This window comes from Burkholderia sp. BCC1208 (assembly GCF_902833095.1).
GTDB lineage: Bacteria > Pseudomonadota > Gammaproteobacteria > Burkholderiales > Burkholderiaceae > Burkholderia.
In genome coordinates this window covers 489,636-503,771 of record NZ_CADFDY010000002.1, presented here as the reverse complement: position 1 = coordinate 503,771, position 14,136 = coordinate 489,636, and the positions used below count along the sequence as shown (strand labels likewise).

At 69.0% G+C, this 14,136-nt stretch carries 11 protein-coding genes; 6 read left to right on the top strand and 5 right to left on the bottom strand.

What is annotated here, in order from left to right:
* Positions 1-6 precede the first annotated feature (6 nt).
* From HWX09_RS07090 to HWX09_RS07080, 3 genes are read left to right on the top strand one after another with little or no spacing between them, the layout of a single operon-like run.
* Entirely contained in the window at positions 7-1,473 is a 1,467-nt protein-coding gene (locus tag HWX09_RS07090) for a glucose-6-phosphate isomerase (protein WP_027782511.1), read from the top strand.
* Positions 1,470-2,654, top strand: a complete 1,185-nt coding sequence (locus HWX09_RS07085) for a glycosyltransferase family 4 protein (protein ID WP_027782512.1) — start codon at positions 1,470-1,472, stop codon at positions 2,652-2,654. The genes HWX09_RS07090 and HWX09_RS07085 overlap by 4 nt, the downstream gene beginning before the upstream one ends.
* Positions 2,654-3,820, top strand: coding sequence for a glycosyltransferase family 4 protein (locus HWX09_RS07080; RefSeq protein ID WP_027782513.1), 1,167 nt, complete (start codon positions 2,654-2,656; stop codon positions 3,818-3,820). The genes HWX09_RS07085 and HWX09_RS07080 overlap by 1 nt, the downstream gene beginning before the upstream one ends.
* 130 nt (positions 3,821-3,950) lie before the next feature.
* Here HWX09_RS07080 and HWX09_RS07075 read toward each other — a convergent pair whose 3' ends face one another.
* Entirely contained in the window at positions 3,951-5,186 is a 1,236-nt protein-coding gene (locus HWX09_RS07075) for an MFS transporter (RefSeq protein WP_027782514.1), read from the bottom strand.
* Between the two features lie 153 nt (positions 5,187-5,339).
* On the opposite strand from HWX09_RS07075, the gene HWX09_RS07070 reads away from it, so the two are divergent.
* Complete coding sequence (locus HWX09_RS07070; RefSeq protein WP_027782515.1) at positions 5,340-5,810, top strand: helix-turn-helix domain-containing protein; 471 nt, start codon at positions 5,340-5,342, stop codon at positions 5,808-5,810.
* An 86-nt stretch (positions 5,811-5,896) separates the two neighbouring features.
* Here HWX09_RS07070 and HWX09_RS07065 read toward each other — a convergent pair whose 3' ends face one another.
* From HWX09_RS07065 to HWX09_RS07055, 3 genes are all read right to left on the bottom strand, one after another.
* Positions 5,897-7,396 (bottom strand): MFS transporter, encoded by a 1,500-nt coding sequence (locus HWX09_RS07065; protein WP_027782516.1) that lies wholly within the window; start codon positions 7,394-7,396, stop codon positions 5,897-5,899.
* A 120-nt stretch (positions 7,397-7,516) separates the two neighbouring features.
* Positions 7,517-8,290, bottom strand: a complete 774-nt coding sequence (locus tag HWX09_RS07060) for an AraC family transcriptional regulator (protein WP_027782517.1) — start codon at positions 8,288-8,290, stop codon at positions 7,517-7,519.
* Between the two features lie 25 nt (positions 8,291-8,315).
* Positions 8,316-8,657, bottom strand: coding sequence for an FKBP-type peptidyl-prolyl cis-trans isomerase (locus tag HWX09_RS07055; protein WP_027782518.1), 342 nt, complete (start codon positions 8,655-8,657; stop codon positions 8,316-8,318).
* 582 nt (positions 8,658-9,239) lie between these two features.
* Here HWX09_RS07055 and HWX09_RS07050 point away from each other — a divergent pair.
* Both HWX09_RS07050 and HWX09_RS07045 read left to right on the top strand, forming a co-directional pair.
* Complete coding sequence (locus HWX09_RS07050; protein WP_027782519.1) at positions 9,240-10,157, top strand: metal-dependent hydrolase; 918 nt, start codon at positions 9,240-9,242, stop codon at positions 10,155-10,157.
* Between the two features lie 467 nt (positions 10,158-10,624).
* Positions 10,625-12,100: a sigma-54 dependent transcriptional regulator gene (locus HWX09_RS07045; protein WP_027782520.1), complete on the top strand. Its 1,476-nt coding sequence runs from the start codon at positions 10,625-10,627 to the stop codon at positions 12,098-12,100.
* A 1,163-nt stretch (positions 12,101-13,263) separates the two neighbouring features.
* Here the strand turns inward: HWX09_RS07045 and HWX09_RS07040 are convergent.
* Positions 13,264-14,046 (bottom strand): ABC transporter substrate-binding protein, encoded by a 783-nt coding sequence (locus HWX09_RS07040; RefSeq protein ID WP_027782521.1) that lies wholly within the window; start codon positions 14,044-14,046, stop codon positions 13,264-13,266.
* Positions 14,047-14,136 lie beyond the last annotated feature (90 nt).

Sequence of the window (14,136 nt, the reverse complement as noted above, 5' to 3'; positions counted from 1 at the left end):
GGATCGATGAGTACGATTGCCGCCGAACGCGCGCCGTCGCGCGCCCGCAGCTGGTTCGCCGAGCCGAAGCACTGGGCCGGGCAGGCCGGGCTGTGGACGTTTACCGCCGCGCTGATCGCCATCCACCAGGGCAAGGTGCTGACGCTCGCGTTCCCGGTGCTGGCCATCGGGGTCGGCATCTGGCTGTATTTCAAGAGCCCGGCGCGCTATGTCGGCTTCATGTGGTGGGTGTGGTTCCTGAGCCCGGAAGTGCGGCGCCTGGCCGACTGGTCGAAGGGCGCGTTCACGCCGACGAGCTTGATCCAGGTCGCGCCGCTCGCGGTGACGATGATCGCCGGCTTCGGGCTGCTCAGGCATTACCGCGTGCTCGCGCAGCGGCGCGGCATCCCGGTGCTGCTGATCCTGTTCGGGCTCGTGTATGCGTATCTCGTCGGGATCGTGTCGAGCGGCGTGATGGCCGCGACCTACGACCTCGCGAACTGGCTGTACCCGATCCTGATCGGCTTTCACATCATGGTGAACGCGCGCAACTATCCGGAGTACCGCGACGTGCTGCTGTCCACCTTCATGTGGGGCATGCTCGTGATGGGCGTGTACGGCGTCGTGCAGTATTTCGTGATGCCGCAGTGGGACGTGCTGTGGATGGTCGGCTCGCAGATGGGCTCGCAGGGCGAGCCGGTGCCGTACGGCGTGCGCGTGTTCAGCACGATGAATTCGTCCGGACCGTTCGCTTTCGCGATGATGGGCGCGCTGGTGTTCGTGCTGGTCGCGCCGCAGAAGATCCGCTGGTTCGCCGGGGCGGCCGGCTTCGTGTCGTTCGCGCTGTGTCTCGTGCGCTCGACCTGGGGCGGCTGGGTGATCGCGCTCGCGATCCAGCTCGTGCAATCGAGCAACCGCGTGCGGATGCGGATCCTGATCAGCGGCGTCGTGCTGGTCGGGCTGTGCGTGCCGCTCCTGACCGTCGGGCCGGTGGCCGACCGGCTCGGCCAGCGTCTGCAATCGATCACGAACCTGAAGGACGATCGCAGCTACGACGACCGCAACAAGTTCTACGCGACCTTCGCGCAGACGGCGTTCACCGACGTCGCCGGCGAAGGGATGGGCGCGACCGGCGCGTCCACGAAGCTGTCGAGCGACAGCGGCGAGCTCGGCAAGTACGGCAGCTTCGACAGCGGCGTGATGAACGTGCCGTTCGTGCTCGGCTGGCCCGGCACGCTGCTGTATCTCGCGGGCGTCGTGATGCTGTTCGGCCGCACGCTGCGCGCGGCGTTCAAGCTGCGCAAGGACAAGTTCGTCGGCGCGTGCCTGAGCCTGTGCCTGTCGACCTTCGCGATGCTCGTGTTCACGAACTCGCTGATCGGCACCGGCGGCCTGCTGATGTTCACAGCCATTTTTTCGATACTTGCCGCGGCGCACTGGCAGAAGGCGCAACGCCTGCTGGCCGCCGCGCGTTCACGGGGAGGCGACCATTGAGAATCGCGATCGTCACGCACGTCGTGCGACATAACGACGGGCAGGGCCGCGTCAATTACGAAATCGCGCGCGCGGCGCTGGCCGAGAACTACGAAGTCACGCTGGTCGCGTCGCACGTCGCGCCCGAGCTGCTGGCCGACCCGCGCGTGCGCTGGGTGCCGGTGAAGGTCGGCGGCTTCTGGCCGTCGAATCTCGTCAAGCAGCAGGTGTTCGCGCTGAAAAGCGCGGCATGGCTGCGCGCGCACCGCGGCGAATACGACGTGCTGCACGTGAACGGCTTCATTTCGTGGATCAAGGCCGACGTGAATACCGCGCACTTCGTGCACGGCGGCTGGTTCAAGAGTCCGTACTATCCGTTCGGGCCCACCAAGGGGCTGTGGTCGGCTTACCAGTACGTCTATACGCGCGTGAATACCGTGCTCGAGCGCTGGGCCTACCGGCGCTCGCGCGCGATCACCGCCGTGTCGCAGAAGGTGGCCGACGAGATCGCCGGGCTCGGCATCGACAGCCGCAAGATCAGCGTGATCTACAACGGCGTCGACGGCAGCGCGTTCGCCGGCGCCCAGGCCGACCGCGCGGCGTTCAAGCTGCCGGACGACGCGTTCCTGCTGCTGTTCGTCGGCGACCTGCGCACGCCGCGCAAGAATCTCGGCACCGTGCTGAAGGCGCTGACGAAGCTGCCCGCGAACGTTCACCTGGCGGTAGCCGGCTACTTGCCCGGCAGCCCGTATCCCGACGAAGCGCGCGCGCTCGGCATCGATTCGCGCGTGCATTTCCTCGGCCTCGTGAAGAACATGCCGACGCTGATGCGCTCGGTCGACGCGTATGTCTTTCCGTCGCGCTACGAAGCGATGAGCCTGTCGCTGCTGGAGGCGATGGCGGCCGGGCTGCCGGTCGTCACCGCACGCACGGCGGGCGGCGCGGAAATCATCACGCGCGAATGCGGGATCGTGCTGGAGGATCCGGACGATCCGGCCGCGCTCGCGCAGGCGATCGGCTCGCTCGCGGCATCGCGCGACACCTGTCGCGCGATGGGCGACGCGGCCCGCGAACTGATGACCCGTTTCGGCTGGGCGCACATGGGTGCCCAGTACGTCGCGCTTTACCGGCGCATCGGCCAACCCCCGCAGCCGTCCGCCTTCGAGCGGGTCGAGCATGCGGTCACGCAGGAGCAACCGTGATGTCCCAATCTTCCCGGCCGATCAAATCGTTGCAGATCGGCATGCACTGGTTTCCCGAACGCGCGGGCGGCCTCGACCGGATGTACTACTCGCTCGTCGGCGCGCTGCCCGGCGCGGGCGTCGAGGTGCGCGGGCTCGTCGCCGGCTCGCCGAAGGTCGCCGACGACACGGGCGGGGCGATCCAGGGCTTCGGGCCCGCGTCGCAGCCGCTCGCGCGCCGGATGCTCGCCGCGCGGCGTGCGCTGCGCGAGGAGGTCCGCAGCGACCGGCCGGACGTGATTTCGTCGCACTTCGCGCTGTACACGTTCCCGGGCCTCGACGTGACGCGCGGGATTCCGCAGGTGTCGCACTTCCAGGGGCCGTGGGCCGACGAAAGCCAGGTCGAGGGCGCCGCGTCGCTCGGGCAGCGCGCGAAGCGTTATCTCGAACAGGCCGTCTATACGCGCTCGTCGCGGCTGATCGTGCTGTCTCAGGCGTTCGGCCAGATCCTGACGCACCGCTACGGGATCGATCCGTCGCGCGTGCGCGTGATTCCCGGCTGCGTCGATACCGCGCAGTTCGACACGCCGCTCACGCCCTCCGAGGCGCGGCACAAGCTGCAACTGCCGCAGGACCGGCCGATCGTGCTGGCCGTGCGCCGGCTCGTGCGGCGCATGGGGCTGGAGGATCTGATCGACGCGATCGGCCTCGTCAAGCGCCGTCATCCGGACGTCCTGCTGCTGATCGCCGGCAAGGGCAAGATCGGCGAGGAGCTGCAGCAGCGCATCGATGCGGCAGGACTGCAGGACAACGTGAAGCTGCTCGGCTTCGTACCCGACCATCATCTCGCGGCGCTGTACCGCGCGGCGACGGTCAGCGTCGTGCCGACGGTCGCGCTGGAGGGCTTCGGCCTGATCACCGTCGAATCGCTGGCGTCCGGCACGCCGGTGCTGGTCACGCCGGTCGGCGGGTTGCCGGAGGCGGTCGCCGGGCTGTCGAACGATCTCGTGCTGCCGTCGACGGGCGCGGATGCGATCGCCGAAGGGCTGGGCGGTGCGCTGTCGGGCGCGATCGCGCTGCCCGACGAGGCCGCGTGCAAGCGCTATGCGCGCGATCATTTCGACAACGCGGTGATCGCGCGGCGCGTGGCCGGCGTCTACGAAGAGGCGATCCAGGCGGCAGGCTGAACGCCAGCGGCGCGCACCGCGCGCGCCGCACCGACACCCCGACCGGCGCGCGTGCGTGGCCGGTTCGCGTGCCGGCCGCCCGTCGAGGGCGCGCCGGCTTTTCCCGTTCGATCCGCATGGCCGGCGCGCGTCACGCGCGCCGCAGCGTCGCGGCCCATGCGCCGAGCGCGGCCACGCTCACCCCCGCGCCGAGCACGCAGACGCCCGTCCATCCGGCGCGCGCATACGTCATCGTCGCCGCGATCGCACCGAGCCCGCTGCCGGCCGAATAGAACAGCATGTAGCAGCCGACGAGGCGTGCATGCGCGTCGGGCCGCGCGCCGAGAATCATGCTCTGATTGATGACGTGCACGGCCTGTCCACCGACGTCGAGCAGCACGATGCCGACGATCAGCAACGCAATCGACGTATTGCCGAACGCGAGCGGCAGCCACGAGCAGGCGAGCAGCGCGAGGGCAGCGCCGGTCGTCGCCTCGCCGCGCCCGCGATCCGCGAGCCGGCCCGCGCGGGCGGCGGCTGCCGCGCCCAGTGCGCCGACGAGGCCGAATGCGCCGATCTGCGTGTGCGACATCGCGTGCGGCGGCGCGCTCAGCGGCAGCACGAGCGCGCTCCAGAAGATGCTGAACGCAGCGAACATCAGCAGCGCGATCGCGCCGCGCACGCGCAGCACGCGTTCATCGCGCAGCAGCGACACCATCGAGCGCAGCAGCGCCGCGTAGCCGATGCGTTCGCGCGGTTCGTGCGCATCGGGCAGCAGCCGCGACAGCACGACCAGCATCGCGATCGCGAGCACGCCCGACACGAGATAGACCGCCCGCCACCCCGCGATGTCGGTGACCACGCCCGCCAGCGAGCGCGCGGCGAGCAGCCCGACCACGACGCCGCCCTGCGCGGCGCCCACGACGCGCCCGCGTTCGCCCGCGCCGGCAAGGGCGGCCGAGCATGCGATCAGCCCTTGCGTCATCGCGGTGCCGAGCAGCCCGACCGCAACCATCCCGGCCAGCAGCGCGACGCGTGTCGACGCCGCGGCCACGCCGATGCAGGCCGCGCTCAGCAACAGAAGCTGCGCGGCGATCAGGCGCTTGCGGTTCAGCAGGTCGCCGAGCGGCACGACGAACAGCAGCGCGAGCGCGCAGCCGAGCTGCGTCGCGGTGATGACGCCGCCGACGGCGGCCTGCGACACGCCGAAATCCCGCGCGATCGAATCGAGCAGCGGCTGCGCGTAGTAGACGTTCGCGACGCTTGCCGCGCAGCAGACGGCCAGCAGCGCGACGCGCGCCGACGACAGGCGGCCGCCGTCGGCCGGGTGGATCGCACCGGTTGGCGCGTTCGATGCAACGGTGTCGGAATGGCAGGACGACTCCATGGTTTCCTCGCGCAATGTAGTTGCAATTTAAAACTGGTTTGAAGTGTAGGGAAACTGGTTTTAAAATGCAACCTGTTATGCGGTGGGCCGGGGGCCCGTGCACGAATGGTCGGCATGCCCGCGAAGGCGGCCGGCACGATTGCGGAGAGGAAGATGGCCAGGCAGAAAAGTCTTGCGAATTCGCCGTGCCCGGTGGCGCGCGCGACCGATATCGTCGGCGATCGGTGGGCGTTGCTCATCGTGCGCGATGCGTTCGACGGCGTGCGCCGTTTCGGAGATTTCCGCGCGAGCCTCGGCGTCGCGAGCAATATCCTGTCCGACCGGCTGAAGATGCTGGTGGACGCGGGCGTGTTCGACGTCGTGCCGGCCTCCGACGGCACCGCGTATCAGGAGTACGTGCTGACCCGAAAGGGCGAGGGGCTGTTTCCGGTCATCGTGATGCTGCGGCAGTGGGGCGAGGCCAACCTGTTCGCGCGCGGCGAGCCGCATTCCGTGCTGGTCGACCGCGGCACCGGGCGCGCGATTCGCAAGCTCGCGCTGCGGCACGACGACGGCCGCCCCTTGAAGGCGACCGAGACTGTCGTGAAGAAGATCGGCGACGAAGCGGGCGCGACGCGTCGCTGAGCGTCATGCGCGAGGGTTGTGCCGTCGGATGGCATTCGGCATGGACGCACGAGCGCGGCCCGGCCCGGCCGGCTACGCGAGTCGATTCACGACGACCTTCGTTCGTTGGCGTTGCCTGATCCAGCCTCACCCCGGCGACGCATGACCGCACACGCGCGATCGGCTGACGGCGTCGCCCGAGTGGCCGGCGCCGTGCCGCGACGCGTATCGGCCCGCACACGGGTCGCGAGCAGCGCGGCCGCGACCAGCAGCGCGACCGACACGACGGTTTCGATCCGCAGCCCGCTGACGACCTGCGATGCACCGCCGCCGCCGGCGAGCGCTCCGAACGCCGCGACGCCCATCGCGCCGCCGGCCTGCCGCGCGGTATTCAGCACCGCCGACGCGATGCCGGCCCGGTCGGGCGAGACCGATGCGAGCACGGCCGTCGTCATCGCGGGCACCGCGAACCCCATGCCCGACGGAATCAGCAGGAACGGCACCAGCAGCACGCCGAGCGGCGTCGCCGCGTCGACGAAATGCAGCGACCCATAGCCGAGCGCGGCGACGAGCGCGCCGGCCAGCATCGGCATGCGCGGGCCGTGGCGGGCGACGACCCGTCCGCTCGCGAGATTCGACAGCAGGAACCCGCCCGTGAGCGGCAGGAACGCGAGCCCCGCCTGCAGCGCCGACTCGCCGCGTGTGCGTTGCAGGTACAGCGCGAGCACGAACACGGTGCCGTAGTATGTGAGGTTCACGCAGATCCCGAACAGCACGGCCGCGCTGAACGTGCGGTGGCGGAACAGCGCGAGCGGCAGCATCGGCGTGGCCGTGCGCGATTCGACCGCGACGAACGCGAGTGCGGCCAGCGCCGCCAGCGCGAAGCCGCCGGCCACGACCGGATGCGTGAAGCCGAGCGGTCGCCATTCGATCACGGCGCCGGTCAGCGCGGTCAGCATCGCGATTGCGATGAACTGGCCGCGCAGATCGAGCGAGCGCGTCGGTGCGGCCCGTTCGCGGCGTACAGGCACCCACGCGAATGCAGCCGCAAGCCCCGCCGCGCACAGCGGCAGGTTCACGAGGAAGATGCCGCGCCAGCCCCATGCCGCGATCAGCAGGCCGCCGACGACCGGCCCCGCCGCGATCGAGATCGACCCGGCCGCCGTCCACCCGCCGACCGCGCGGGCGCGCAGGCGCGGATCATGCCGGCACGCGTCGTTGAGCAGTGCGAGCGAATTGGGCAGCATGGCCGCGGCGCCGACGCCTTGCAGCGCGCGGGCCGCGATCAGCATCGCGGGCGCGACGGCGGCGCCGCACGCAAGCGACGCGAGCGCGAACAGCAGGAGGCCCGCGACGTACAGGCGCCGCGCGCCGAAGCGGTCGCCGAGCGCACCGCCGGACAGCATCAGCACCGCGAACGCGAGCGTGTACGCATCGACGACCCATTGCAGGCCGGCGACCGGCAGGCGCAGGTCGGCGGCGAGATGCGCGAGTGCGATATTGACGATCGTCACGTCGAGCTGCGTGACGACGAAACCGATGCTGACGGTGGCGACGACGCGCGCGAGCGCGGGCGGGAAAGCGGGGGACGGTGTGGTCGTATCCATGCGTCCATCGTAGGCGGCGACGGACATGCGATGTTTCAGCGGGACGTGAAGCGTCGATACGGATGCCGACGCGTATTGCCGGCTACGTGCGCCGGTGCGGATTCGGCGAGGCCAAGGTGCTCAATGCCGTTCACCGCGCCAGCGTCCCGGCGCCACGCCGAAGCGCTTCGTGAACGCATGCGTGAACGTGCTCTGATCCGCGAAGCCGACGCTGCCCGCGATGTCGACGAGCGAATGCCGGCGCTCGGCGAGCAGCACGATCGCGGCGTCGAGCCGCAGCCGCTGCAGGTAGCGATGCGGCGTTTCGCCGAATGCGTCGACGAACAGTTGATGAAACCGGCGCATCCCGTAGCCGCAGTGCGCGGCGAGATCGGCGATGCGCAGCGGCTCCGCGAGCCGCGCGCGCAGCCAGCGGTCGATACGCGCGAAATCGAGGCCCGACGCGGGCGCGGCGATGCCCGCATCGTCGAGCAGCGCGTCGCACAGGCGCGCGGCGGCCTGCCACTGAAAGCGGTGCGCGGCGGCCTGCCGTGCGTCGCCGGCCGGCGCATCGTGTTGCGCGGCGGCCGCCGCGACCTGCGCGACGAGCGACGTGAGCGTCGGGTTGATCGACACGGCGCGGGCATGGTCGAACAGCCGCTGCGGTACCGCGAGCGACGCGGCGGGCAGGTCGATCACGAGCTGGCGGTTGTCGCCGAGGCCCGCGTAGTCGTGGCGCGCGCCGGCCGGAATCAGCCAGGCCGCGTGCCGGTCGATGCGCCGGCCGATTCCGTCCACCGCCATCACCATCGCGCCGTCGACGCCGAGCACGACCTGGTGGAAGTCGTGCACGTCCGACGCTTCGCACGGGGTGTAGCGGCGCAGCGCGATGGCGGGGGAGGCGATGCGTTCCATCGGAAAGAAACGGCCGGATGCGGGGTCAGACGTCGAACAGTTCGACTTCGAACACGAGCGTCGCGTTCGGCGGAATCACGCCGCCTGCGCCGCGCACGCCGTAGCCGAGTTGCGGCGGGATCGTCAGGCGACGCACGCCGCCGACCTTCATGCCCTGCACGCCTTCGTCCCAGCCCTTGATGACCATGCCGCCGCCGAGCACGAACGCGAACGGGTCGTTGCGATCCTTGCTCGAATCGAATTTCTGACCGTCGGTCAGCCAGCCCGTGTAGTGGACGCTGACGGTCTTGCCGGCTTGCGCTTCCGCGCCGGTGCCTTCGGTCAGGTCTTCGTACTTGAGGCCCGATTCGGTCGTGATGACGGACATGATTTCTCCTGAAAGAGAGTTGCGTGAAACCGCTATTGTAGGCGAGCGCGCAGCGGGCCGGCGCGCGTGGAATTCATGCCGTCGTACGCGTGGCGGCAAGCGCGGGGGGGCGCCGCGCGCGGGATCGGCCCCCACGCAATTGGAACGCGCGTTTGAATTTTTCGCGAGCGGCGGGGCCGAGGTTGCACCACGGCGGTGCGCCACGCGTATGAATCGACGCGATCGGCACGCGTTGCCGCATGCCGAGCGACCGTCGCCGGATGCGGCGAAATGCCCGGCCCACGGGGCTTGCGGGCCGATAGCGGGGCGCCGCGCCGCATCCGACATCCTGCCCATCCACGCGCCCGCGCGTTCGAATCGCAACGGGGCCGGGCATCGTTCGAGCGCCGTTTTTTTCATCTTCCCGACCGTGCCCTGTTTGGAAGCGCGCATCTACCGCACGGCTTGCGTGCGTCGGCGCGCGAGGCCTATCTTTACATCTGTCGATGTCAGGATTTTGGCGGCGCGCGACGCGTCGCCCGGGCTTGCGCCGGCCGCGTCCGACGACGCGCCGGGCCGCTCCGCAACAGGAGAACGATGAACATGAAGTCAGCCGCTTCCGTCACCGCAGCCGGGATCATGCCGGTGCGCCGCGACCTGCGCTTCGATCTGCCGGTCGAACGCGCGAAGGACTGGCATGGCCTCGGGTCGCACGTAACCCATTTCTTCAACGCGCTGTCGCTGCTGTTTCCGGCCGGCGAGCGCTTTTTCATGGATTCGGTGCGCAACTACCGCGACCGGATCGACGATCCCGTGCTGAAGCAGCAGGTGCTGGGCTTCATCGGCCAGGAGGCGATGCATACGCGCGAGCACGTCGAATACAACGAACTGATGCAGGCGAACCGATTGCCCGCGCGCAAGCTCGACCGGCGCGTGTGGGCGGTGCTCGGCTACATGAAGCGCAAGCTGCCGCATTCGGTGCAGCTCGCGCACACGGTGGCGGCCGAACATTACACGGCGATGCTCGCCGACTGGCTGCTGCGCGACCCGACGCGCCTCGGCGGGTCGGTCGAAGGCTACCGGCAGATGTGGATCTGGCACGCGCTGGAGGAAACCGAGCACAAGGCCGTGTCGTTCGACGTATGGAATGCCGCGATGAAGCCGGGGCTGCGTCGCTACCTGATCCGCGTCGGCGTGTATCTGCTGACGACGCTGACGTTCTGGCCGACCGTGTTCGTCATGCATGCGACGCTGCTGTGGCGCGATCGCGGCGCCGGGCATCACGCGCGCGGCATGCTGCGAATGATCGCGTTCCTGTACGGGCCGCGCCGCGGGCTGTTCCCTCGCATCGCCGGCGAATGGCTGAGCTTTTTCCGACCGGGCTTCCACCCGTGGGATCACGACAATCACCACCATCTCGCGCGGGTCGACGCACTGGCCGCCACCTACGGCGAACACGGCGGCACGCCGGCCGGCCGCGGCCGCGCGCACACGCCGGCGCCGCTCGCGTCCGGACGCTGACCCACTGCTGACCCGCCGCTGACCCGACCACCCCGCCGCACGGCGGGGCGCCGCGCATGTTGCGTTCGTGCATCGGCCGGCTTGTTCCGACGATTGACGAAAATCAACCGAAACCGGTTGCACGGGCGTCCGCATGCCCGGCAGACCGGTTGCGCGCACATGCACCGGCGCGCCGTTCGGGCGTGCGCCGCCTCCCGCACGATCGCCTCGCGCCAGCACCGGCGTGGCTTTGCGCGCGCGGCGCCGTTCTTTCCGGTCGCGCGCGGCGTCCGCCCCCGGGATAACACCCATTTAGCCGCAAGCCCGCCGCATCGATATACCGTTCATGACGACGTCGACCTCCGGCGCGATTCATGCACAGGGGGATTTTATTCGGACGGAAATACGCCCAATATGTCGGTTCGATCATGTCCGTCGTACGCGGCGGCAAGCCGGCGCGCGATACCAACGCCAAGCGGGGAACAACGATGGTTGCAAGGTCACCCGACGCAAACGGGCAGGCGGCGCCCGAGATGGCGGACGTGTCCGTCACCGCTCCCGAGGCGGGACGCAAGCTGTTCGTGATCATGCGCACGCCCGACGAGCCGTTGCTGGCGCAACTGCGCGGGCTCGGCTGGGAGATCGCGGTCGCGAAGACGGCCGGCGCCGCGCAGAACATCGCGTCCGGCGTGAGCGTGGCCGCCGGGCTGGTCGATTTCACCGGGTTCACGTCGCGCGACTATCCCGCACTGAAGATGTGTCTGAGCCAGCCGGCGATCGGCTGGATTTCCATCGCGCAGGCCGGCGTCACGATTAGCCCTGCCGTGCGCGAACTGATCCGCAGCTACTGTTTCGATTACGTGACGCTGCCGCTGCCGTACGAATGGATTTCGCACGTGCTCGGCCATGCGCGCGGGATGGCCGCGCTCGATCGCGTCGACGGGGCCGCCTATGCGGCGTCGATTGGCGAACACGGGATGATCGGCAACTGCGAGGCGATGCAGCAGCTGTTCAGCACGATCCGCAAGGTCGCGAAGACCGACGCGAGCGTGTTCATCTCGGGCGAGTCGGGCACCGGCAAGGAGTTGACGGCGCTCGCGATCCACGAGCGCTCCGTTCGCGGCAAGGGGCCGTTCGTCGCGATCAATTGCGGCGCGATTCCGCATCACCTGCTGCAGTCGGAGCTGTTCGGCTATGAACGCGGCGCGTTCACCGGCGCGAACCAGCGGCGCGCGGGCCGGATCGAATCCGCGAACGGCGGCACGCTGTTTCTCGACGAAATCGGCGACATGCCGGTCGAAAGCCAGGCGAGCCTGCTGCGCTTTCTGCAGGAAGGGAAGATCGAGCGGCTCGGCGGGCAGGAATCGATCGCGGTCGACGTGCGTATCATCTCGGCCACGCACGTCGATCTCGACGGCGCGGTCGAGGCCGGGCGCTTCCGCGCGGATCTCTATCATCGGCTGTGCGTGCTGCGCATCCACGAGCCGCCGCTGCGCGCACGCGGCAAGGACATCGACATCCTCGCGCACTACGTGCTGCAGAAATTCAAGGCCGACAGCGGTCGCAAGATCAGCGGCTTCACGTCGGCCGCGCTCGATGCGATGCGGCGCTACGAGTGGCCGGGCAATGTGCGGGAGCTGATCAACCGCGTGCGGCGCGCGATCGTGATGGCCGAGAGCCGGCTGCTGACGCCGCACGATCTCGGGCTCGACACGCCCGGCGAAACCGAACCCGTGACGCTCGAACAGGCGCGGGCGCTGGCCGAACGCACCGCGATCGAGAATGCGCTGTTGCGCAACGACCACCGGATCAACAAGGCCGCCGCCGAACTCGGCATTTCACGCGTGACGCTCTACCGGATGATGATCGAGCACGGGCTGAACGATCGCGATCACCACGGCGGCAACGACGGCGGCAACGACGGCGCGCCGTCGGACGACGCGGGGCATCGGCGCGTCGGTTGAGCGGCGCGAGCCCAGGCCCGACACGCCGAAGCGGATCGGCCTGGCGCGCTCGGCGGATCGTCGTGGGCGGTCGCTCGGGTAGCGTGAGGTCGCGGAGGTCGCGTGAAGCGATGTCGCAGTGTCGCGTTGTGATCGGCCGCCGCGTTCAGCATCCAGCCGCGACGTGCGGTGCGCGTTGCCGCCGGCGGCATGTAAAGCGCATGAAACATTTCGCGTCGGCCGGCGGGCGAATTTCCGCCGCGAACCGGGCCGATCGGCCGATCCGTCGCCGGTAAGAATTCCGTGCTCCATTGTTCAGCCTTATTCCGCAAGGCCCCGTCGTGACACGGCCGGCGGCGTGTCGCGGCCCCGATGTTTCAGTTTCGTAACTTCCGGCATCCCGCACCCGTTCCGGCCGCGAGCCGGTCCGGTCACCCCCTTGTCCGGCCGGGCTCGCGCAGCGCTGGCCCGGTCCTTGCGAAGAAGGGCGAGCGAGAGTCGACGACGCGAGGTCCGTCCGGTCAGGCAGCGAAAGCCGTCAGTACCGGCCAGGACGCAGTCCGCGGGGATGCGGCGGCCGAGCGCGGTGCAGCGGCCGCGTCACGGCGAGCACGGAGCGTCGTCGCCTGATCGCCGGGGCATCGGCATCGTCCGGTTGCCGGAACAAATATCAGACAGCAAACGGGGTAGAAAAATGATCGATCGTCACACGCCGCGGTCCGCAGGCCGCGATCGCCGTGATTCGGGACATCGCCGCTCGACCGTCGCGCTTGCGGCCGGCAGGCATGCCTCGACAGGCCATCTCTCCGCGCCCGGTGCGAGGCGGATCCGGCTGGTTGCCGGTCATCCGCGCCGGGTCGGCACTTTCTTGCACGCGAATCCGGTCCGCATGGGCATGTGTGCACGGGCGCCGGTACCGCGACGCCCGATCTTCGCCTATTGACTCGAGCAGAGCAGCACGACGTCCGCTCGCATTGCCCGACGTTGCCCGACGTTGCCGCGAACGATTGATCGGTAATCCGAACGATCGCCGCAGCGTCGTGCCGCGGGCTGCATACGACGCAACACGACAAGCATTCGATGCAACGGCGAACCGCTCGATGCCGTTGCCGTCCGGTTGAAGGGGAGGGGCGGTCGGACGCGCGCGACGGAAGCAGTCATCCGTACGCGCGCGACGCCGTTTTTCAGCCGCCGTAGATGTCGAAGTCGAAGTACTTCGATGCGAGCCGCTTGTAGGTGCCGTCCTTGACCATGTCGACGATCGCGCGGTCGATCTTCGCCTTCAGGTCGGCGTCCTCCTGGCGCAAGCCGATGCCGGCGCCGATGCCGAGCACCTTTTCGTCGACGAGTTCCGGTCCGACGAACGTATAGTTCGCGCCGCGCGGCGATTTCAGGAACCCGATCGCGGCCTGCACTTCATCCTGCAGCGCCGCGTCGAGGCGACCGGCGATCAGGTCGGCATACACGCCGTCCTGGTTCTGGTACGACACGACGTTCGCACCTTGCTTGCCCCAGTACGTCTTCGCATACGTCTCCTGCGTCGTACCCTGCTCGACGCCGATCGATTTGCCCTTCAGCGATTCGGCGGTCGGCAGCAGCGACGAGCCTTTCTTCACGACGAGCCGCGTCGGCTGGTTGTAGATCTTCGTCGTGAAGCCGATCTGCTGCGCGCGCTGCGGCGTGATCGACATCGACGACAGCACCGCGTCGAACTTCTTCGCTTTCAGCGCCGGAATCATCCCGTCGAAATCGTTCTCGAGCCACACGCATTTCGCCTTCAGGCGCGCACAGATCTCGTTGCCGAGGTCGATGTCGAAGCCGACGAGCTTGCCGTCGGGCGCCTTCGACTCGAACGGCGCATAGCTGGCGTCGGTGCCGAAACGGATCGTGGTCCAGTCCTTCGCGACGGCGGGGCCTGCGGATACCGCGAGCAGGGCGATCGAAACAGCGGCAATGAGTCTCTTCATGGTGCGTTCCTTGGCGTGGTGCATCCGGTTTCTGTACGACACGGTCTCCACGGACACGACTCGCGCCGTGACGCGGTGTCCGCCTGGCCA